Below are 20,991 nucleotides of genomic sequence, written 5' to 3' on the forward strand. Positions count from 1 at the left end.
CCTAGGCTGGTCGCATGGCCGATATCGCGATCCTCCCGACGCGGGCGTCCCGCTCCGAGGCGGCCTGACGTGCGGTCAGCGCAGATCGTCGCCGGGCGCCGGTGGGTGCTCGTCCTCGAGCCCGGCGAGGAGCTCGTCGGCACCGTCTCCGCGTGGGCGGAGCGCATCGGGGTCCGTGCCGCGACGGTGGAGTTCTTCGGCGCGTTCCGCAGCGCGCGGCTCATCGCGGCGACCGAGCCCGTCGCCGACCCGGAGCCCCCGCTCCCGCAGCAGGTCGAGGTGACCTACCTCGAGGGCGTCGGGTCGGGGTCCATCGGGCTGGCGGATGGCCGCCCCTCCGTCCACCTCCACATCGCGGCGGGCGTCAAGGAGCAGGGCGGGGCGGCCTACTCCGGCCATCTGCTCGCCGCCGAGGTCCACTACACCGTCGAGGTGGTCGTGCAGGAGGCGGTCGGGCCCGATTTCGTGCTCCGCCCGCTGCCCGGCTTCGGGATCAACGCGCTGCACTTCTCCTAGCCCCGCCCCGAAGCCCCCTGCCCCTGTCAAGGGCAGGATGTCGGCGGGCATCCGGCGTACCGTCGGGATCATGGGCACTCTCACATACGGAAACGGCGGGGGAGCGCGAATCAGCATCGACGATCGGGCCCTCTCCCATCTGAAAGTCGTCATCATCTCGAAGCTCCGCAGACAGGAGAGCTTCGCGGTCTCCTGGACCCACCCCTGCGGCAGCGGGCCCACGGGACGCACCACGATCTGGGTGCATCCGGCCATCCCCCTGCGGTTCGACTTCGACGAGCCGGAGCCGCCGGAGCTCAACATGCGGTGGATCGTCGGCATGACCGACGAGGCCAACCAGCTCGGCGGAGTCGTCCTCACGCCCGAGGCCGTCGCCGTGTGACGGGAGCGCGGCGATAACCGATCGCCGCGCTCCTGCCAACCCCCTCCGCGGACGGCCCGGGGCGAGGCATCGTGGATGCCACGTCAACGGAAGGAGCATCCATGGGACTCGACGACAAGATCAGGCACGCAGCCGAAGACCTCGGCGGCAAGGCGAAGGAGGCCGCCGGCAAGGCGACCGACGACGAGAAGCTGGAGGCCGAGGGCCACGCCGACCAGACGAAGGCGAAGCTCAAGAAGGCCGGAGACGACGTCAAGGACGCCTTCAACTGACCCGGAGCCCCGGCTCGCCGGGGCCACCGGCCTGCGGGCGGTGAGCGCGGGTTGCACGCGCCCCCTCGCAGCGACGACGGTGCGGTGGTCCGGGCCGTCGTCGGGCGGGGCGGTGGAGGTGCCGGCGCCTCCCGCCCCGCCTTCTCCTGGGTGACCCGCACCCACCCCGAGCCGCCTCGAGTGACTTTCGCCCGCGGCAGGATGGAATCCGCTCGGCACACCTCCCCCTCTGCCGATGCGGTCCCGAGTTCGCCCGTGCCCTGACGGCGATCCCGGGAGCGGCGGGCGCGCCCGAGGCGCCCGCCGCACTCTCCCGACCGGCGGCCCGTCTAGGCTCGCCTCATGGCGAGCGTCCGACCCGCACGCGGCGTCGCCCGCCTGACGGCGAGCCACGGCCGCGCGTATTTCGCGTTCCAGGCCGTCGCCGGGGCTGCGTGGTGGGCGGCCGTGTTCACGATGCCGCCGATCCGCCGGGCGACGCTCGGAGGGATCGACGCTGTGTCGATGGCCGCCTTCGACGTGCCGCTGTTCGTCGTGGCCTCCGTGCTCGCCGCATGCGCGTGGCGTCCCGCCGTCGTCGCCGCCGCCGCGTGGACCGTGCTCGTCGCCGCAGGCATGGCCGTCTACGCCACGGCCTCGCAGGCCGCAGGATGGGGCGCGCTGCTCATGGTCGCGTCTGCAGCGGGCTCCCTCGCCGCGGCTGCGCTCGTCCTCACGGGGCGGCTGCCCGCCGAGCGGATCCTCGTAGGACCGTTCGCCATCCGGGTCGCGCGCGAGGCGACGCGGCGCGTGCACCGTGCGCGTACGGCGCGGCAGATCGTCGGGTTCTGGGGGCTGTTCCTCGTGGTCGCGCCTCTCGCCATCCTGTGGATCGAGCGGCGCTGGGGGCTGGACGTGGCGTTCCCCGTCCCGCTCCGGGTGGCTGGCGGCGTGCTCCTCGTGGTCGCGAGCGCCCTCGGTGCGTGGTCGGGGTGGACGATGTCCTCGCGCGGTGCAGGAACGCCCCTCCCCTCGGCGACGGCCCGACGCCTCGTCATCGCCGGCCCCTACCGGTTCGTGCGCAACCCGATGGCGCTGGCGGGCATCGCGCAGGGCGCGGCCGTCGGCCTGCTCATCGGGTCGTGGATGGCCGTGGCCTATGCGCTCGCCGGCTCGCTCGTGTGGAACGCCGCCGTGCGCCCGCTCGAGGAAGCCGATCTGGAGGCGCGGTTCGGCGACGCCTTCCGCGCGTATCGCGATCGCGTGCCGTGCTGGGTGCCGCGCCTGCGAGGATGAGGGGATGGCCATCCTGCACACCGTCGTCTTCCGTCTCAGCCACCCCGCCGGATCGCCCGAGGAGGCGCTCTTCCTCGACACGGCGCGCGAGACGCTCACGGTCATCGCAGGGGTGCGCGACTTCACGGTGCGCCGGCAGGTGAGCGCGAAGAGCGACCTCGACTGGCAGTTCTCGATGCTGTTCGACGATCAGGACGCGTACGACGCCTACGACGCCCATCCGCTGCACCGCGAGTTCGTCGCGACGCGGTGGGCGACCGAGGTGGAGGCCTTCCAGGAGTACGACTTCGTCGACCGGCCCTGAGGCGGGGTCGCGGTCCCGACGCCGGTAGGCTCGGATGCCATGGCGATCGGCGCGATGATCCACACCTTCACGGTGCAGCTGGCCGATGTCGACCGCGGCGTCTACGACGAGCTGGCGCTGCGTGCCGCGCGGCATCCCTCCGAGACCGACGCCTACATGGTGACGCGCGTGCTCGCCTACTGCCTCGAGTACGAGGAGGGCATCCGCTTCGGCGAGGGGATCTCGTCGACCGACGAGCCTGCGGTCGTCGTCCGCGACCTGACGGGCGCGGTGGCCGCCTGGATCGAGGTGGGAGCCCCCGACGCGGAACGGCTCCACTATGCGAGCAAGCTCGGCGGCCGCACCCGGGTGTACACGCACCGCGACCCGGTGAAGCTCCTCGCGTCATGGGAGGGGAAGACCATCCACCGTTCCGACGCCATCGTGCTGCGCAGCTTCGACGCGGGGTTCGTCGACGCGGCCGCCGCGCTCATCGAGCGGCGCAACGCCCTCACGGTATCGGTGACGGAGGGTCACCTCTACCTCGAGCTGAACGGCGCGAGCCTCTCCACGGCCGTCCACGAGCACGCGCTGCCTTGACCTCGTCTCATGCGTGCGCCGCTGCGCGCGCGCCGAGGTCGAGCACCTCGCGCAGCACCGCAGGGTCGGCCAGGATGCGGAAGTGCCCGCCGCGGTCGAGCACGACGTTGCGCGCTCCCGGCATCACGCTTCCTTCGGGGATGTGCGGATCGAACCGCGCGGAGATCGACACGATCCGCTCGTTCGCCGCGAGCGCCCCTCCCAATCGGCGGATCGTCGCATCGCGCGGTGAGAACGCCCGCAGCGTGCGCGTGAGGAACAGCCGGGCGTAGCGGGAACCGCCGAACGGCGCGGCGACGGCGACCATCCCCGCGATGCGGTCGGCGACCGGCCCGAACGACATCGCGTGCTTGCCGACGAGCCCTCCTTTGCTGTGCGCGAGCAGCACGGCCCCCATGAGCCCGCGCTCCGCGATCCGCTCGCCCACGAGCCGCGCGCCCGCCGCGACCGGCACGCGGTTGCTGCGGAGCGGGTCGACGACGTGCACCGGATGGCCGTGCGCATGCACGGCGCGGATGAGCGGGCGGAGGAACCGCCACGACTCGTAGACGCCGGGCACGACCACCACGGGTGCGCGGTAGCCGTCCCGGTAGGCGTCGGCGCCCGCGCCCGGGAGCAGCGACGACGCCTGCCGCCGCACGGCGTAGGCGTAGTCGGCCGCCCAGTCGGCGAGGTCATGCGGCCGGATCATGCCCGCCACGCTATCCCGGCGGGCGTCATCGCCGCTCCGGCTTGACATGCCGCCTGCCGCATGTGGGATGACCTACGGTGGAGGCAGCGATCGGCGACCGCCTTTGGCTCCGCACCGGCAGCGCGCTGTCACGACCGAAGAAGGTCCGGTCCATGGCCTCCACCGTCGTCTCCTCTCCCGCCCGCCTGGGCCCCGTCCGGCAGACCTACGCCCGCGCGACCGACTTCCCCGCGCCGACGAAGGCGTACGCCCACGTCTCCGCCGTCGTCCGCGAGCTCGGCCTGCTCCGCCGGACGCCGTGGTTCTACGGCCTCGTCGGCGCCGGGCTCGCGCTGGCGCTCGCCGCATGCGCCGCCGGGTTCGTGCTCCTCGGCCACAGCTGGTTCCAGCTCCTCATCGCGGCTGCGCTCGGCATCGTCCTCACGCAGATCGCGTTCGTCGCCCATGAGGCGGCGCATCGCCAGGTGCTCGCGAGCGGCCCGGCCAACGACAGGCTCGCCCGCGTGCTCGTCGCCGTCGTCGGAATGAGCTACGGCTGGTGGGACGCCAAGCACACGCGCCACCACGGCAACCCGAACCGCGTCGGCAAGGATCCCGACATCGCCGTCGACACGATCTCCTTCCTCGAGGAGGACGCCGCGGAGGCACGGGGGCTGCGGCGGTGGATCACGCGCCGCCAGGGCTGGCTCTTCTTCCCGCTGCTCGCGTTCGAGGGGATCAACCTCCACGTGCAGAGCATCCGCCACCTCGTCGCACGCGGGCCCGTGAAGGGGCGGTGGATCGAGCTGGGGATGCTCGTGGTGCGCTTCGCGCTCCTCCTCGTCCCCGTGTTCGCACTGCTGCCGTTCGGGATGGCCTGCGCCTTCCTCGGCGTGCAGGTCGCCGTCTTCGGCATCTACATGGGAGCGTCGTTCGCCCCCAACCACAAGGGGATGCCCGTCATCGCGGCCGATGCGCGGCTCGACTTCTTCAGCAAGCAGGTGCGCACGTCGCGCAACATCCGCGGCGGCTGGTGGGCCACCGTCCTGTTCGGCGGACTCAACCACCAGGTCGAGCACCACCTCTTCCCGAGCATGGCGCGCCCGCACCTCGGCCGCGCGCGCGAGATCGTGCGCGACTACTGCGCGAGCAACGGCGTGCCGTACACGGAGACGTCGCTGCTGCGGTCCTACGCCATCGTGATCGCCTACCTCAACCGAGTCGGCCTCGCCGCGGCCGATCCGCTCGGCTGCCCCGTCTCGGCGGAGTACCGGCGGGTCTGAGCGGCGGACGTTCGCGTACCGGCAGAGCGGGCGACGGTCAACCCCGCGCGGGGCGGACGTCGTCGATGACACCGTGGACGAGCCCCCGCTTCCGAGGAGTTCTCCATGACCACGACCGCCGCCCCCACGACATCTCGCGCCGCCGTGCCCTTCGCTGCCACCGTGCCCTTCCGCGCGCGCGGTCCGCTGAGCGAGCGGGTGATCGCGGCGCTCGCGGAGGAGGGGCCGTGCCGCGACGTCGTCGACGTCGCCGTGCACGCGGTCGGGTCGAGCACGGACATCCTCCAGGACGATGACGTGCAGCTCGCGCTGTTCGCTCTCTACGCGAGCGCCTACGGGAGCATCGAGGCGTTCGACGCCGCGCGCGAATGGGACCCCGATCTGCTGCGGGCACGGGCAGTGCTGGAGGGCGCGCTCGAGGAGCGTCTGCGCGCCGTCGTCCCGCAGCCCGAACGCCCCGCGCCGCGCCGCGATGACGTCGCCGACGCGCTGTTCGCGCTGACGGCGGAGGACGGCGGTCCGAGCCTTGCGCGCTTCCTCGCGAAGAAGGCGACGCAGGAGCAGGCGCGGGAGTTCCTCGTGCAGCGCTCGATCTACACGCTGCGCGAGGCCGATCCGCACTCCTGGGCCATCCCCCGTCTTTCGGGATCCGCGAAGGCGGCGCTCGTCGAGATCCAATCCGACGAGTACGGCGGCGGACGGCCGGATCGCGTGCACGCCACGCTGTTCGCCCGGGCGATGCGCGGCGCCGGCCTCTCCGACGCGTACGGCGCGTACGTCGACCGCGTGCCGGCGATCACGCTCGCCTCGCTCAACACGATGTCGCTGTTCGGGCTGAACCGGCGGCTGGTCGGAGCCGTCGTCGGCCACCTCGCCGCGTTCGAGATGACCTCGTCGATCCCGAACCGCTTCTACGCGGAGGGGCTGCGCCGCGTGGGGTTCGGCGACGACGTCGCGGAGTACTTCGACGAGCACGTGGAGGCGGACGCCGTGCACGAGCAGATCGCCGGCCGCGACCTCGCCGGGTCGCTCGCGGAGGAGCGCCCGGAGCTGCTCGACGACATCCTCTTCGGCGCATCCGCGTGCCTCGTGGTCGACGGCCTCGCCGGTGCGGCCATGCTAAACGCCTGGCGGGACGGCCGAACGTCGCTGCGTGGGCAGGAAGCGGCATGACGAGCGGCGACGTGCGCATCACAGCGTGTCCCGACGGACCGCTCCTCGTCCGCGGCGACATGGAGCTCGAGGGTGAGGACGGGCAGCCGATCGAGCGTCGTCGGCGCACGATCGCGGTGTGCCGCTGCGGGGTGTCGGCCATCAAGCCGTTCTGCGACGGGACGCACAAGGCGGTCGGATTCACGACCCGGTGAGAAGTCGGGTACCGTTATTCCGCAGGTCGGGCGTGCACGGGTCGGGGGGTCAGGGGCACGCCCGATCCGCTCATCCCTCCCGCCATGCATCCGTTTCGAGGTGCGAGCCGGCCTGAGGGCCCATCTGCAGCATGCCTCCGTCGACCGCCCAGCTGGCGCCCGTCACGTAGGCCGCTTCGGGGGAGGCGAGGAAGGCGATCGTCGCCGCGATCTCCTCGGGCTTCCCCGGTCGGCGCAGCGGGATCCCGGGACGGACGGTGGTGTCCGCGCTCTCGGAGGTCATGTCGTTGAGGGGCGTGGCGATCTCGCCCGGGGCCACGGCGTTCACCGTGATGCCGTGGGCGCCCAGCTCCTGCGCCATCGTCTTCACGAGCCCGCCGAGCCCGTGCTTGGCGGCGACGTACGCCGCGGAGCCGACACGGGGCTGGTGCTCGTGCACGCTCGTGACGGCGATGATCCGCCCGCCGTTCCCGGCTGCGGCCATCCGTCGCGCGGCGGCCTGCATGCCCGCGAACGCGCCGTCGAGATTGAGCGCCACGGTGGACCGCCACTCGTCGAGGGGCAGGTCGAGGAACGCTGTCCCGCCCCCGCCGCCCGCGTTGTTCACGAACACGTCGATGCCGCCCAGTTCGTCGGCGATCGCATCGATCGCTCCCGGCACGTCGTGCAGTGCCGTGGCGTCGAATCGGGCGACGACGGCGCGGCGGCCGGCGTCGCGCACGTGCCAGGCCGTCTCGTGCGCGCCATGCTCGTCGGAATGCCAGGTGATTCCGACATCCATCCCGGATCGGGCGAGCGCGATGGCAGTGGCCCGGCCGATGCCGGAGTCGGACGCGGTGACGATGGCGAGACGGCTCATGCCGCCGACGCTAGGGGCGGGGCGGCGTGCGCCGCAGGGGCTTTACAGCCCCCGCGGCGACACGCTATTCGTCCTCCGGTGCACCACCCGAGGCCGTGTCGGCCTCTTCGTCCTCACCGGGCGTGCCCTGCGTGTTGTGTCCGTCTCCACCCATGGCGTCCTCCTTCCGTCGGAGGTCCCAGGCTAGGGCGCGTTACGCCTCGTCGTCAGGGGTTGACAGCGTCGGCATCGGGGACGATCGCGACCGCCTCGGTCGCGACGAGGATCTCCCGCACCGACCGCGTCATGTGCTCGAGGAACTTGGAGGCCCCTGCGACCTCGTCCGGCGTGAGCTGGTGGACGGCGTCGACGATTCGCTCGTGGACGAGGCCGAGCGTCGCGCGGGGGTCGGCATCCGCGAGCGCCGTCGGCGCGACGATGAGTCGACGGCGATCGGTCGGGTGCCTCCTGCGCTCGACGTAGCCGGCGCGTTCCAGACCGTCGAGGAGCCCTGTGATCGAGGCGGTCGAGAGTCCGAGCTCGCGGGCGAGGTCGCCGGGGGCGAGCTCGGCGCCCGCGCGGCTCGCACGCGAGATGAGTCCGATTGCGAGGAGCTCGTTCTCGGTCATCCCCATCTCGGCCCGTGTGCGCCGCTGGAGGTCGGCCTCGGCCGTGCGGTAGTCGCGGAGCGCCGCCAGGAGCGCAGCCGCCGTGGCCTCCTCGTCCCCGGAGCCGTACCAGTACGAGGACGCGTCGGGTGTCGCGTGTCGCATCCGACGATCGTAGCAAATCACTTTGCCACTGTACGTCTCAGTTGCTGATTTGCTAGCTGGCCTACTAAAGTCGACCGTGCCGGCGAAAGAGCGACGGGTCGCCGGATCGGGTTTCGCTGAACGGAGGAGCAGAGATGGGCACGATGTTCTACGGCACGAGCGAACAGGCGATCGAGGTGGATGACGCCCTGCTCGAGCACGTCCAGAAGGTGACGCTGACGAAGCTGCGTCGCGGCGAGTCCTTCTCGATGTCCTGGAAAGACGACGACGGGCGCCGGGAGACCGTGTGGGTGCACGCCGCGCTCATGCTGCGCTTCGCGATCGAGGAGGAGTCGGGGCGTCTCGACGGCGACCTCCTGCGTCACCTCATGGACAGCGCGAACTCCAACCGCGGCATGGACCTGTCGGACGGGTTCGTCGAGCAGCGCCGGCGCGCTGCGCAGCCGACGCTGCGCGCCGCCTGACGTCCTTCGCGGACGAGCCCTCCCCGCTGCCGGGGAGGGCTCTTTCCTGTTGCCGCCGTGAGCGTTCACGATCCTCTTGACCACGTGGCAGGCACTCATTAGAGTTGCAGCGCCGTGAACGTTCACGGAACGCTCGAAAGGACGATGGTGACCTCTTCACGACTCGCAGACGACGACACGCAGACCGGCTTCGGCGGATGGGCCGTGCTCGGCCCCGGGGGGATCGCGCGTCGTTTCCTCGACGGCCTCGCCGCGGGCGGCGGTGCGCTCGTCGCCGCAGGCAGCTCGGACGCTGCCCGTGCCCGCGCCTTCGCCGACGAGGCGGAGGACCGCGGAGCGGAGACCGTGACAGCGGGTTCCTACGATGACGCGCTCGCCGATCCGCGTGTCGAGGCGGTCTACGTCTCCGCCGTCCACACGGCGCATCCCGCCCTCGCCCTCGCCGCGATCGACGCCGGCAAGGCCGTGCTGTGCGAGAAGCCGCTCACGGTCAACAGCGGCACGACGATGGCGCTCGTCGATGCCGCGCGTGAGGCCGGCGTGCCGCTCGTGGAGGCGTACATGTACCGCTTCCACCCGCAGACCGCCGCGGTGCTCGACCTCGTCCGCCGTGGGGCGATCGGAGAGGTATCCCACATCGACGCGGCGTTCGCCTTCCGGGTCGGCGAGCGCAGGGGGCGGCTGTTCGACCCGCGGGTCGCAGGCGGGGGCATCCTCGACGTGGGCGGGTACCCCGTCACCTTCGCCGCGGCGGTCGTCGACGCCGCGACGGGACGGCACGCCTCCGAGCCCGTGGAGCTCGAGGCGACCGGCTCGATCGGCCCGACCGGCGTCGACGAGTGGACCGTCGCGCGCGCCGTCTACCGGGGCGGCATCACGGCGAGCCTCCGTGCGGGGGTGAACGCCTCCGACGAGAACGTCGTGTCGATCTACGGGTCGACCGGGCGCATCCGCGTCGCCGAGCCGTGGACGCCGGCCGGAGCGACGGCGATCGAGGTCGTGACGGTCGACGGCGGCGTCGAGTTCGTCGAGATCGAGGCGGCGCACGCCTACGGTCTGGAGGCGCTGGCGGTCGTCGGCGCCCTCCGCGAGGGATCCCTCGAGGTGCCGCAGATGACGACGGCGGAGACGCTCGCCACGTCGCGGACGCTCGACCGGTGGCGGGCGGCGATCGGCCTCCGGTATCCGTTCGAGTCGGAGGACGCCGACATCCGCCCGCTGCGCGGCACCCTCCGGCGGTCGGAGGGCAGCATGCGGTACGGCGAGATCGACGGCGTCGGCAAGCGCGTCTCGCGGCTCGTCATGGGGGTCGACAACCAGCCCGACCTCGCGCATGCCTCGGCGATGTTCGACAACTACGTCGAGCAGGGCGGCAACGTCTTCGACACGGCCTACATCTACGGCGGCGGCGAGCTCGAGCGGAGGCTCGGGCGCTGGATCGCGAACCGCGGCATCCGGGAGGACGTCGTGGTCATCACGAAGGGGGGCCACACGCCGCACTGCGACCCCGAGTCGGTCTCCCGTCAGCTTCTCGAGAGCCTCGAGCGGCAGGGCACCGACTATGCCGACATCTACATGCTGCACCGCGACGACCCCTCGATCCCGGTGGGCGAGTTCGTCGACGTGCTCGACGAGCACGCCAGAGCCGGGCGGATCCGCGTCTTCGGCGGCTCGAACTGGTCGCCCGAGCGGATCGACGAGGCGAACGCGTATGCGCGGGCGAACGGTCGACAGGGATTCTCGGTGGTGAGCGACCACTTCGGCCTCGCGGAGGCCTACGACGTGCCGTGGGAAGGATGCGTGCACGTCACGGATGCCGCGTCGAAGCGCTGGCTGGAGGAGCGGCAGATCCCGCTGCTGCCCTGGTCGTCGCAGGCGCGCGGGTTCTTCACAGGGCGCGCGCGACCGGATGACACGAGCGACGCCGAGCTCGTGCGCTGCTACTACAGCGACGCCAACTTCGAGCGGCTCCGGCGTGCCGAGCAGCTGGGGGAGGAGCGGGGCGTGCCCGCCACGGCGATCGCCCTCGCGTACGTGCTCGCCCAGCCGTTCCCGACGTTCCCGCTGTTCGGACCGCGCTCGATCGCCGAGACGCGGTCGTCGATGCAGGGGCTGTCGGTCGACCTCTCGCCGGACGACGTCGCCTGGCTCGACCTCCGCTCCTGACCCCGCAGTCCCCGCCCGCCCGTCTCTGCCCAACGGGCATCCGTTCGCCGAGAGGCCATCCGATACGGCGTGATCGCGTGTGCGATCGGCAATCGGGTATCCGTTGGGCAAAGATCGGGAGGGGAGCTGCGGTCAGGTGGGAGTGTGTCGGGCTCCGAGGCGGGAAGGAGGGCGGCGGATGGCGCGAGGGGCGCGGGCGACGATCGTCGACGTCGCGGAGGCCGCCGGCGTCTCCCGGCAGACCGTGAGCCGGGCGATGAACGACCTGCCCGGGATCAGCGCGGACACGAAGCGGCGCGTGCTCGATGCGGCGCAGCGGCTCGCCTACCGTCCGTCGCGCTTCGGGCGCGGCCTTGTGACCGGCGGGGAGCGTCAGCTCGGGCTCGTCGTCAACGACCTGCGCAACCCCTACTCGCCCGAGCTCGCGGCGACCGTCGTCCGCCTCGCGGCCGACGAGGGATGGAACGTGATGCTCGTCGACATCGGCCTCGCGAAGGACGCGGACCGGCTGCTGGCCTCGCTCCGCGACCAGGCGGACGTCGTCGTGGGCTACCTCGGCGAGCGGTCAGCGGGCTGGGAGGACGGGCTCGGCGCGACCCCGCTCATCCAGCTCGATCCGGGCGGCGACACGGTGCACGCGTCCGTGCGGCTCGATCCGACGCGCGCGGTGGACGCGCTCGCGGCGCATCTCGTCGCCCACGGAGTCCGCCGCCCCCTCGTGCTGGACGCCTCGGCACAGGGCGCCCCGAGCGCGCGCGGAGCCGCCATCCGCGACGCCCTCGCCCGGCACGGCGCGCCCGCCGAGCTGCTGCACGCATCGGCGTCGACCGCCGAGCACGCCGCCGCGATGGCCGCGCAGGCCGTGCGCCGCGCGAGTCCTCCCGACGCCGTCGTCGCGTTCAACGACCTGATGGCGCTCGGCGTCCTGTCGGCGTGCCGGCACGCCGGTCTCGACGTGCCGCGGGACATCCGGGTGGCGGGGATCGACGGGCTCACGATCGGCGCGCTCGTCGCCCCCACCCTCACGACCCTGGCCGTCGACTTCGACGAGGTCGCGCGCGACACCCTCGCGCTCGCCGCGGCCCTGCGCGACGGCGAGTCGCCGCAGCATCGCACGGTGGCGCACCGCCTCGTGCTGCGCGAGTCCGCCTGAGGCCGCACCGCACCGCGCCGCGCACCCGCCGCGCCGCACACCCGCTGCGCCGCGTCGCACGCCCGCCGCGCCGCACCGTGCACGCGACGGCGGCCGCGGTGTCCCCTCGGCCGCTCCGTGCGTCCAGCGTGATTGTCGCTATTGACAACATTTGCGGTGCTCCCTAGGCTCCAAAAAGTATCGATGACAGTGTCGAAACTTTCGGAGCCCATCTCGATGAGGAGAACACGGTGCAATCCATGAAGAGGCGCACGGCGACGCGCACGGCCGTCCTTGCGGCGACGATGGCGGGGGCCCTCGCGATCGGCGGCTGCAGCGCGGGCGGCGACGGCGAGACGGAGATCGATGTGGAGGCGCAGTCGGTCGGCGCCATGGAGGAGTTCGCGGCCGACGAGCAGTTCACCGCGACCGAGCCCCTCGAGATCTCGATGCTCTGGACCGACTGGCCGGAGGTCCCCGTGACCGACGACTGGGAGGTCTTCGACGTCATCGAGGAGCGCACCGGGGTGGCGCTCGAGCTCACCCACGTCCCCTTCAGCGACGCGACCGAGAAGCGCAGCCTGCTCATCTCCGCGGGGGACGCGCCCACCGTCATCCCCCTCGTCTACACGGGGGAGGAGGAGCCGTTCGTCTCCTCGGGCGCCGTGCTCCCGATCAGCGACTACATCGAGTACATGCCGAACTTCCGGAAGTACGTCGAGGAGTGGGACCTCGGGGAGATGATCGACCGCCTCAAGCAGTCGGACGGCAAGTACTACATGCTGCCCGGCCTCCAGGAGGTGTCGGTGCCCGTGTTCTCGATGATCATCCGCAAGGACGTCTTCGACGAGGTCGGGGCGCCCGCGCCGGAGACCTGGGAGGACCTGCGCACGGGCCTCGAGCTCATCAAGGAGGCCTATCCCGACTCCACGCCGCTGGCCGACGGATTCGAGGGGCAGTCGATGCTGAACTACGCCGCCCACGCGTTCGGCACGCAGGCCGGATGGGGCTTCGGAGACGGCACGATCTGGAACGAGGAGGCGGGCGAGCTCGAGTACGCGGGGGCGTCGGAGGGGTACCGCGACATGGTCGAGTTCTTCCACGGGCTCGTGGAGGACGGGCTGCTCGACACCGAGTCGTTCACGGCGGCCGACGCCGGCGGCGGCGCCGCGGACGTCGCAGAGAAGATGGCTGCCGACCGCGTGTTCGCGGCATCCGGCTCTAACGGCACGGTCAACGAGTTCGCGACGGCGCTCGACGAGACGGCGGGCGCCGGCCAGTACGAGCTCGTGCAGATCGCCCCTCCGGGCGGCGAGGCCGGGATGCTCGTGGAGCCGCGCAACTTCTGGAACGGCTTCATGCTGAGCGCCGACATCGCCGAGTCGCCGAACTTCGTCGCGACGCTCCAGTTCCTCGACTGGCTCTACTACAACCCGGACGCCCGCGAGATGCTGCGCTGGGGCGTCGAGGGCGAGACGTACGACAAGGCGGCCGACGGCACGATCACCCTGAAGCCCGAGTACTCGTACGACGACTTCAACATCAACCCCGACGGCGCCACCGACATCAAGACCGACCTCGGATGGGCCAACGACGTGCTCGCAGGGTCGACCGAGTCGCGCGCGCTGAAGGAGTCGTACAACGCCCCCCAGTTCGTCGAGTACATCGACACCGTGCTGTCGACGCGCACGCCGCGCGACCCCAACCCGCCGGCGCCGCTCGACGAGGCGGAGCTCGAGCAGGCATCGCTGCTGTCGACGCCGCTGTCGGACGCCGTGCGCACGGCCACGCTGCAGTTCATCCTCGGCGACAGGGACCTGTCGGAGTGGGACGCCTACGTCGCGGAGCTCGAGGCCGCAGGCATGACGACCTACGTCGACCTCATCGACGGCGCGCGCGAGCGCTTCGCGGAGCAGAACGGCTGACCCGCTCTCCGGCCGCCGCCCCCGCGGCGGCCGGAGGCGTCGAAGGGACGACGACATGACATCGACGACCACGGGCGCGGCGCTCGCCGCGAACCCGTCATCCGCCCCGCCGGGGGCCACGACCACGAGGGTCATCACGACCGCCGGGCCCTCGCGCCGCGGCGCGCGCCGCGGGGGCCGCACCCCGTGGCGGAAGGCGCTGCGTCGCGACTGGCAGCTCTATGCGCTGGCGCTGCTGCCGCTGGTCTTCTTCGCGATCTTCCGGTACGCGCCGATGCTCGGCAACGTCATCGCGTTCCGCCGGTTCCGGCCGGGCGGGAGCATCTTCGGCGAGGAGTGGGTGGGCCTGCGCTACGTCGAGATGTTCGTGAAGGACCCCGCCTTCTGGCAGGTCTTCGCGAACACCGCGATCCTCGGCGGGCTGACGCTCCTCGTCTGCTTCCCGCTCCCGATCATCCTCGCCCTCCTGCTCAACGAGGTGCGCAAGCACGCGTTCAAGAGGGTCGTGCAGTCGATCTCGTATCTGCCGCACTTCCTCTCCGTCGTCATCGTCGTGGGCATGGTCATGCAGCTCCTGTCGCTGCAGGGCACGGTCAACCAGATCATCACGGCCGTCGGCGGCGAGGCGATCCCGTTCCTGCAGAGGCCGGAGTGGTTCCGCGTCGTCTACGTCGCGTCCGAGGCCTGGCAGACCGTCGGATGGGGGACCATCCTCTATCTGGCCGCCCTCACGACGATCGACGAGTCGCTCTACGAGGCCGCCCGCATCGACGGGGCGAACCGCCTCCAGCAGATCTGGCATGTGACCCTCCCCGGGATCCGGCCCACCATGATCACCCTGCTCATCCTCAACATCGGGTCGTTCCTCAACGTCGGGTTCGAGAAGGTGCTGCTCCTGTACAACCCCCTCACCTACTCGACGGGCGACGTCATCTCCACGTACCTCTACCGCGTCGGCCTCGTGTCGAACAACCTCAGCTACGCCGCCGCCATCGGACTCTTCCAGGCACTCATCGGCCTCGTGATGGTGCTCGGCGCGAACTACCTGTCCCGACGAATGGTGGGAACGAGCCTGTGGTGACCCTGACCCCCCGCGCACCGTCGCGCACCGCCGGCACCAGGGACTCCCTGGGCTACCGCGTCTTCACGATCGTCAACACGGCGCTGCTCGTGGGCGTGTGCCTCGCGATGCTCTACCCGTTCATCACGGTGATCGCGCAGTCCTTCAGCTCCTCCGGCGCCATCAAGGCGGGCCTCGTGAGCTTCTGGCCCGTCGGCTTCAACACCGACACGTACGCCGCCGTGATCGGCAACGGGATGTTCTGGCGCAACTACGGCAACACCGTGCTCTACACGGTGGTGGGCACCGCGATCGCGATGGCGCTCACGACGAGCTACGCGTACGTGCTCGCCAAGCACCACCTTCGCGGGCGCGCCCTGCTCATCGGGATCGCCGTGTTCACGATGTTCTTCAACGGCGGGCTCGTGCCGAACTACGTGCTCATCTCGTCGCTCGGCATGAAGAACACGATGTGGGCCATCGTGCTGCCGGGCGCGATCTCGGTGTTCAACCTGCTCGTCATGAAGTCGTTCTTCGAGAACCTGCCCACCGAGCTCGAGGAGGCCGCGCAGATCGACGGGCTCGGATGGTTCGGGATCTTCACGCGCATCGTGCTGCCGCTGTCGAAGGCCGTGATCGCGACGATGGTGCTCTTCTACTCGGTGGCGTTCTGGAACGACTGGTTCGGCGCGTTCCTCTACCTCGACAAGAACGAGCTGTTCCCCGTGACGCTGTTCCTGCGCAACCTCATCGCGGGCGCGTCGACGACGGCGAGCGAGAGCGCGGCGGTCGGCAGCACGGCGGCCGACCTCAACGCGAACATCCAGTCGGTGACGATGATCCTCACGGTGATCCCGATCCTCTGCGTGTATCCGTTCGTGCAGCGCTACTTCGTGTCGGGCGTCATGCTCGGCTCGGTGAAGGGCTGACGGATGGCCGGGGTCGTCGACGAGGTCGGGACCGGCGTGCTCTCCCGCGCGTCCGCGGTCGTGTACCGGTGGATGGTCCTCGCGGGCTTCCTCGCGCTGCTCTGCTCGCCCACGCTCGCGGCGTGGGTCGTGCTGGGCCGCGTGGAGGGGACATCGCCCTCCGTCGGGGTCGCCGTGCTGTGGGTCGTCGCGCTCGTGCCGGTCGCCCCCGCGCTGTCGGCGGCCCTCTACGCGCAGCGTGCATGGCAGGTCGAACGCGACCTGCGGCCGGCGCGGGCGCTCTGGCGCGGGCTCGCGCGCAACACGGGAGACGTGCTGCGGTGGTGGGCGCCGGCTCTCGCGGCCGCCGCGCTCCTCGTCGTCGACATCGTCGCCGCCGCCGACGTGCCGGGCGGGGCGTGGCTGCGCGGCGCGGCGATCGCCCTGCTCGCCGCGCTCGCGCTCTGGTCGGGACATCTGCTCGTGATCACCGCGTACTTCTCGTTCCGCGCGCGCGACGCCGCCCGGATAGCGGCGTCGACGGCGTTCACGCAGTGGCGTGCGTCGCTAGCGTTCGCGTCGCTCGCACTCGTCGCCGTCGCCGTCGTCGCGCTCGCGTCGGAGGCCGCGCTGCTGCTGTCCGCCTGGGTCTTCGCGCTGCTCCTGCGCGTCGTCGCCCGCCCCGTCGAGGAGCACGTGGGAGAGAGGTTTGTCGCATGAACACCGCCACCGCAGCCCCGCAGGGCCTGCGCCATCGCGAGACCGACGCCGTCGTGCGGATCGTGGACGCGCAGGGCGCGCCGCTCGCCGACGCCGATGTCGAGGTCGTGCAGCTCCGCCACGCGTTCGCGTTCGGATGCACGGCCCCCGGCTCCGGCGGCGACGCGATGCTGGCCAGGTGGCTCGACCTCTTCGACACCGCGACCCTGACGGTGTACTGGGGCAGGTACGAGCCGGAGCGCGGCCGCACGGGGGAGGCCGAGCTGAGGCGGCGTGCGCGCGATCTGGCCGATCGCGGCGTCCGGCTCAAGGGCCATCCGCTCGTGTGGCACACGGTGAAGGCGCCGTGGGTCGACAGGCTCCCCCTCGACGAGGCGGAGGCCGCCCTGCGCGGGCGGATCCGCCGCGAGGTCGGCGGCTTCGCCGGGCTGATCGACGCCTGGGACGTCGTCAACGAGGCGGTCATCATGCCGCGCTTCGAGAACGAGCCGGACGGCATCCGCAACGCCGTCTCGCGGCTGTGCGAGAAGCACGGACGCGTGGAGCTCATCCGCCTGGCGGTCGACGAGGCGCGCGCCGCGAACCCCCGTGCGCAGCTCGTCCTCAACGACTTCGATCTCGGACCCGACTACGAGCGGCTCATCGAGGAGGTGCTCGACGCGGGCGTGCACATCGACGCGATCGGGCTGCAGTCGCACATGCACCAGGGGTACCGGGGCGAGGAGCGAGCGGCCGAGGTCAGCGAGCGGTTCGCGCGGTTCGGGCTGCCGCTGCACTGGACGGAGACGTCGCTCGTGTCGGGGGCGCTCATGCCCGCCGAGATCGAGGACCTCAACGACCACGTCGTGGACGACTGGCCGTCGACGCCGGACGGCGAGGAGAGGCAGGCGGAGGAGATCGTCCGGCACTACCGCTCCCTCGTCGCGCATCCGTCGGTGGAGGCCGTGACGTACTGGGGCTTCGACGACGAGACGGCATGGCTCGGCGCGCCGAGCGGGCTCATCCGCCGCGACGGGATGCCCAAGCCGGCCTACGACGCGCTGCGCTCGCTGATCCGCGGCGAGTGGTGGCTCGCCCCCGCGCGACTGCGGACCGACGCGGACGGCCGGATCGCACTGCGCGCGTTCGCGGGCGCGTTCGAGGTGCGGGCCGGCGGCCGGTCGGCCCGGTTCGAGGCTCAGGCGGGGCCGGCGGAGCTGCGCGTCGAGCTGCCGTGACGGGGCGCGGGACCGTGCCGGACGCTCGCCTAGGATGGACGGGAGGTGCCGGTCCGGGAGAGGTCGAGATGGCTCGAGGACGTGCGACGATCGCGACCATCGCGCAGGAGGTCGGGGTGTCGGTGCCGACGGTGTCGCGCGTCCTGAACGGGCGCAGCGACGTCGCCCCCGAGACGCGCTCCAGGGTCGAGGCGGCGCTGGCCCGGTACGACTACCGCAAGCCCGTCGGCGCCGACTCGCCGACGCGCACGAGGGGTCTGCTCGACCTTGTGTTCCACGAGTTCGGCAGCACGTGGGCGCAGGAGATCATCGTCGGGGTGGAGCGCGCGGCCGCACCCCACCGCGTCGGCGTGGTCCTCACCGAGCTCGGCGGCTCGCATCGGCCGCCGCAGGAGTGGATCGACAGCATCACGGCGCGCGGCACGCGGGGCGTGCTGCTCGTGCTCTCGCGCCTCGACGACACGCAGCGGCGGCAGCTGCGGGCGCGGTCCATCCCCTTCGTCGTGCTCGACACGGACGGGGAGACGCCAGCGGGCGTGCCGACCGTCGGGTCCAACAACTGGAGCGGTGGCCTCGCGGCGACGCGGCATCTCATCGAGCTGGGGCACACGAGGATCGGGATGATCTCTGGCCCCGAGGACGTGCTCTGCAGCCGCGCGCGCGTCGACGGGTTCCGGAGCGCCCATGCGGAGGCGGGCCTCGACGTCGTGCCGGAGCTCATCCGGTGGGGCAGCTTCGAGGTTCCGGCCGGGCACGAGCACGGCATCGAGCTGCTGCGCCGGAGCGACCGCCCCACCGCCGTCTTCGCGGGGTCCGACGCGCAGGCACTCGGGGTGCTGCGGGCGGCGCACGAGCTCGGGCTGCGGGTCCCGGACGATCTGTCTGTCGTCGGCTACGACGACCTTCCGCTCGCCGGATGGCTGGCGCCCGCGCTCACGACCGTGCGGCAGCCCCTCGCCGAGATGGCGTCGCTCGCGACGGAGATGCTCATCGACCTGTCCGACGACAGGCCGCTGGCGTCGCAGAAGGTCGAGCTCGGGACGGAGCTGATCATCAGGGAGTCGACGGCGCCGCCGCGCTGACGGCGAGCGCCTCCTCGATCCCGGCCCCGATCGCGGGCGCCAGCTGCGCGGCGAACGTCGCCGTCAGATGGTGGTCGTCGGAGTACACGAGCGTCGCCCCGATGATGGCCGGGCACCGCTCGGCGTCGCACATCAGATCCACGGTGTCGACGACGGGCGCGCCCGCAGCCTCCCCGACGCGGGCGATCGCGGCGCGCACGGGCGCGTTCAGCGCCTCGTCGCGCTCCGCCCCGCATGACGCTGCCGACGACAGGTGCGACGACAGGCACAGCGGCGCCGAGAACGCGAGCCCGGGGTTGTCCTGCACGAGCACGGGCCGCGACTCCTCCGGCAGGCGGTCGAGCACCGCCGCGACGCCCGCCTCCCACCGCCCCTGCAGCGTCGCGGGGTCGCGGCCCGGCATCGGAGGCACATGGCTCGCCAGGACCACGACATCGGGCGGATCGGCCTCGAGAGCGGTGAGCGCCTCCTCCCGCCACTGCGCGCAGTCCGGTCGGGCGTCCTCCCACCCCGCCTCGGTCTCGAGCGAGCGGCAGCCGCTCTTGAGGTACGTCCGCAGCAGGTAGCCCTCCTCCTCCGCCACGCGGGCGAGAGCAGGGAACAGCCGACCCGCGTGGGAGTCCCCGAACAGCGCGACCTGCACGTCGGCATCCGCCTCGCCCACGTCGCACGTCACGAGCTCCGCCGCGGACCTCCCCTGCTGGCATCCGTTCCCGTACACCTCGCCCGTGTCCGCCGCCGCGTCGGCGAGAGCGGGGGCGAGGTTGTCCGGGACGAACGGCGTGCCCGACGGCAGCGGGGCGAGCTCCGCCGAGGTCGGAGCCGAGCGCCCCGCATCGAGCGGGCGCAGCGCGACCGCCGCCTGCGAACCGGTGAGCACTGCGACGAGCACGAGCGACGCGGCGAGCGCCCCGACGAGCGCGCGCGCATCGGCGCGGGGGCGCCCCGCGACCCGCGGCCGGCGGAACCGCTCCTCGACCTGCCGGTGCAGAGGCCATGCGAGCAGCACCGCCAGGACGATGCAGGCGGCGCCCGCGCCCGCCGTGAGCTCGCTGCCCGGCGCCATCCGCTCGGCGACGAGCACCATGATCGGCCAGTGCACGAGGTACAGCGCGTAGGAGATCCCCCCGACGAACACCGCCGGCGGCACGCTCAGCAGCGCCGCCGGCCCTCCCTGCGCCTGCCCGAACGCGATGACGGCCGCCGTCCCCAGCACGGGCGCGAGCGTCGCCGGACCCGGCCAGGGCGTCGCCGCGTCGAAGGCCGCCACCGAGGCCCCGATCGCCGCGAGCCCCGCCCACGCGGCGACCGCAGCCATCCGCTCGCGCGCACCGCCCTCCCGCACACCGCCCTCCCGCGCGCCCCGTCGCATCCCCGCCCACGCCACGAGGCCGCCGACGGCGAGCTCCCACGCCCGCGTCGGCAGCGAGAAGAACGCCCAGGGCTGCGAGGACGCGCCCACGACGACGCAGGCGGCGAACGACAGCACGGCGGTCGCGCCGATGCCGACGCCCAGGCCGATGCCGGGGCCGGCCGTCCGTCGTCGGAGCGCCAGCCAGAGGCCCGCGAGCACGAGCGGCCACAGCAGGTAGAACTGCTCCTCGACGCCGAGCGACCAGTAGTGCTGGAACGGCGAGGGCTCCGTGCCCGCGAGGTAGTCGGTCTGCAGGGCGGCGAACCGCAGGTTCGGCACGTACAGCGCCGTCGCGACGGCGTCGTGCAGCACGGTCTCCAGCCGCAGCGGCGACATCAGCACGAGGGCCGCCCCGGTCGTCGCCGCGAGCACGGACAGGGCGGCGGGGAGCAGACGGCGCGCCCTGCGCGCCCAGAACGCCGCGAACCGGATGCGGCCGTGCTCGCGGAGCTCCCGCAGCAGGTGCCCCGTGATGAGGAACCCCGACACGACGAAGAACACGTCGACCCCGACGTAGCCGCCCGCGAACCCCGGGATGCGGGCGTGGTCGAGCAGCACCGCGAGCACCGCGATCGCACGCAGCCCCTGGATGTCGAGGCGCATCCCCTGTCGTCGCATCGCGGCGACGGTAGGCGTCGCGGGTG

General features: G+C 72.1%; 22 protein-coding genes. 18 read left to right on the forward strand and 4 right to left on the reverse strand.

Annotation, left to right across the window (positions count from 1 at the left end; all coding sequences use genetic code 11):
* Positions 1-69 precede the first annotated feature (69 nt).
* From ABD998_RS10495 to ABD998_RS10520, 6 genes are all read left to right on the forward strand, one after another.
* Positions 70-516 (forward strand): PPC domain-containing DNA-binding protein, encoded by a 447-nt coding sequence (locus ABD998_RS10495; RefSeq protein WP_345438839.1) that lies wholly within the window; start codon positions 70-72, stop codon positions 514-516.
* A gap of 70 nt (positions 517-586) precedes the next feature.
* Positions 587-898, forward strand: coding sequence for a DUF7882 family protein (locus ABD998_RS10500; RefSeq protein ID WP_345438841.1), 312 nt, complete (start codon positions 587-589; stop codon positions 896-898).
* 101 nt (positions 899-999) lie between these two features.
* Positions 1,000-1,170, forward strand: a complete 171-nt coding sequence (locus tag ABD998_RS10505) for a CsbD family protein (RefSeq protein WP_345438843.1) — start codon at positions 1,000-1,002, stop codon at positions 1,168-1,170.
* A gap of 342 nt (positions 1,171-1,512) precedes the next feature.
* On the forward strand, positions 1,513-2,445 hold the full coding sequence (locus ABD998_RS10510; RefSeq protein ID WP_345438845.1) for a methyltransferase family protein: 933 nt from the start codon (positions 1,513-1,515) through the stop codon (positions 2,443-2,445).
* 4 nt (positions 2,446-2,449) lie between these two features.
* On the forward strand, positions 2,450-2,749 hold the full coding sequence (locus tag ABD998_RS10515) for a Dabb family protein (RefSeq protein WP_345438847.1): 300 nt from the start codon (positions 2,450-2,452) through the stop codon (positions 2,747-2,749).
* 39 nt (positions 2,750-2,788) lie between these two features.
* On the forward strand, positions 2,789-3,328 hold the full coding sequence (locus tag ABD998_RS10520) for a YaeQ family protein (protein WP_345438849.1): 540 nt from the start codon (positions 2,789-2,791) through the stop codon (positions 3,326-3,328).
* A 7-nt stretch (positions 3,329-3,335) separates the two neighbouring features.
* Here the strand turns inward: ABD998_RS10520 and ABD998_RS10525 are convergent, their stop codons facing one another.
* Complete coding sequence (locus tag ABD998_RS10525) at positions 3,336-4,019, reverse strand: esterase/lipase family protein (RefSeq protein WP_345438851.1); 684 nt, start codon at positions 4,017-4,019, stop codon at positions 3,336-3,338.
* 152 nt (positions 4,020-4,171) lie between these two features.
* Here ABD998_RS10525 and ABD998_RS10530 point away from each other — a divergent pair, with 152 nt between their 5' ends.
* The 3 genes from ABD998_RS10530 (at position 4,172) to ABD998_RS10540 (ending at position 6,648) form a co-directional block, all read left to right on the forward strand.
* Positions 4,172-5,281: a fatty acid desaturase family protein gene (locus tag ABD998_RS10530; protein WP_345438853.1), complete on the forward strand. Its 1,110-nt coding sequence runs from the start codon at positions 4,172-4,174 to the stop codon at positions 5,279-5,281.
* 105 nt (positions 5,282-5,386) lie between these two features.
* The gene (locus ABD998_RS10535) at positions 5,387-6,454 is read left to right on the forward strand and encodes an iron-containing redox enzyme family protein (RefSeq protein ID WP_345438855.1); all 1,068 of its coding nucleotides are present in this window, start codon (positions 5,387-5,389) and stop codon (positions 6,452-6,454) included.
* Positions 6,451-6,648: a CDGSH iron-sulfur domain-containing protein gene (locus ABD998_RS10540; RefSeq protein ID WP_345438857.1), complete on the forward strand. Its 198-nt coding sequence runs from the start codon at positions 6,451-6,453 to the stop codon at positions 6,646-6,648. The genes ABD998_RS10535 and ABD998_RS10540 overlap by 4 nt, the downstream gene beginning before the upstream one ends.
* A 70-nt stretch (positions 6,649-6,718) precedes the next feature.
* Here the strand turns inward: ABD998_RS10540 and ABD998_RS10545 are convergent, their stop codons facing one another.
* Together ABD998_RS10545 and ABD998_RS10550 are read right to left on the reverse strand one after the other, a co-directional pair.
* Positions 6,719-7,507, reverse strand: coding sequence for an SDR family oxidoreductase (locus ABD998_RS10545; protein WP_345438859.1), 789 nt, complete (start codon positions 7,505-7,507; stop codon positions 6,719-6,721).
* A 206-nt stretch (positions 7,508-7,713) separates the two neighbouring features.
* Entirely contained in the window at positions 7,714-8,259 is a 546-nt protein-coding gene (locus tag ABD998_RS10550; protein ID WP_345438861.1) for a MarR family transcriptional regulator, read from the reverse strand.
* A gap of 134 nt (positions 8,260-8,393) precedes the next feature.
* Between ABD998_RS10550 and ABD998_RS10555 the strand changes: the two genes are divergently transcribed.
* The 9 genes from ABD998_RS10555 (at position 8,394) to ABD998_RS10595 (ending at position 18,933) form a co-directional block, all read left to right on the forward strand.
* Positions 8,394-8,723, forward strand: a complete 330-nt coding sequence (locus ABD998_RS10555; protein WP_345438863.1) for a DUF7882 family protein — start codon at positions 8,394-8,396, stop codon at positions 8,721-8,723.
* Between the two features lie 147 nt (positions 8,724-8,870).
* Positions 8,871-10,889 (forward strand): aldo/keto reductase, encoded by a 2,019-nt coding sequence (locus ABD998_RS10560; RefSeq protein ID WP_345438865.1) that lies wholly within the window; start codon positions 8,871-8,873, stop codon positions 10,887-10,889.
* Between the two features lie 178 nt (positions 10,890-11,067).
* Entirely contained in the window at positions 11,068-12,042 is a 975-nt protein-coding gene (locus ABD998_RS10565) for a LacI family DNA-binding transcriptional regulator (RefSeq protein WP_345438867.1), read from the forward strand.
* 239 nt (positions 12,043-12,281) lie between these two features.
* Positions 12,282-13,946 (forward strand): ABC transporter substrate-binding protein, encoded by a 1,665-nt coding sequence (locus ABD998_RS10570; protein WP_345438869.1) that lies wholly within the window; start codon positions 12,282-12,284, stop codon positions 13,944-13,946.
* Positions 13,947-14,001: 55 nt separating this feature from the next.
* Positions 14,002-15,027, forward strand: a complete 1,026-nt coding sequence (locus ABD998_RS10575) for an ABC transporter permease (RefSeq protein ID WP_345438871.1) — start codon at positions 14,002-14,004, stop codon at positions 15,025-15,027.
* A gap of 2 nt (positions 15,028-15,029) precedes the next feature.
* On the forward strand, positions 15,030-15,935 hold the full coding sequence (locus ABD998_RS10580; RefSeq protein WP_425562972.1) for a carbohydrate ABC transporter permease: 906 nt from the start codon (positions 15,030-15,032) through the stop codon (positions 15,933-15,935).
* 3 nt (positions 15,936-15,938) lie between these two features.
* On the forward strand, positions 15,939-16,634 hold the full coding sequence (locus tag ABD998_RS10585) for a hypothetical protein (protein ID WP_345438875.1): 696 nt from the start codon (positions 15,939-15,941) through the stop codon (positions 16,632-16,634).
* The gene (locus ABD998_RS10590; protein ID WP_345438877.1) at positions 16,631-17,851 is read left to right on the forward strand and encodes an endo-1,4-beta-xylanase; all 1,221 of its coding nucleotides are present in this window, start codon (positions 16,631-16,633) and stop codon (positions 17,849-17,851) included. Before ABD998_RS10585 ends, ABD998_RS10590 begins: the two co-directional genes overlap by 4 nt.
* A 68-nt stretch (positions 17,852-17,919) precedes the next feature.
* Positions 17,920-18,933, forward strand: coding sequence for a LacI family DNA-binding transcriptional regulator (locus ABD998_RS10595; protein ID WP_345438879.1), 1,014 nt, complete (start codon positions 17,920-17,922; stop codon positions 18,931-18,933).
* Here the strand turns inward: ABD998_RS10595 and ABD998_RS10600 are convergent.
* On the reverse strand, positions 18,905-20,965 hold the full coding sequence (locus ABD998_RS10600) for an acyltransferase family protein (protein WP_345438881.1): 2,061 nt from the start codon (positions 20,963-20,965) through the stop codon (positions 18,905-18,907). The genes ABD998_RS10595 and ABD998_RS10600 overlap by 29 nt on opposite strands.
* Between the last annotated feature and the right edge of the window lie 26 nt (positions 20,966-20,991).

The organism is Microbacterium gilvum (assembly GCF_039543865.1).
Lineage (GTDB): Bacteria > Actinomycetota > Actinomycetes > Actinomycetales > Microbacteriaceae > Microbacterium > Microbacterium gilvum.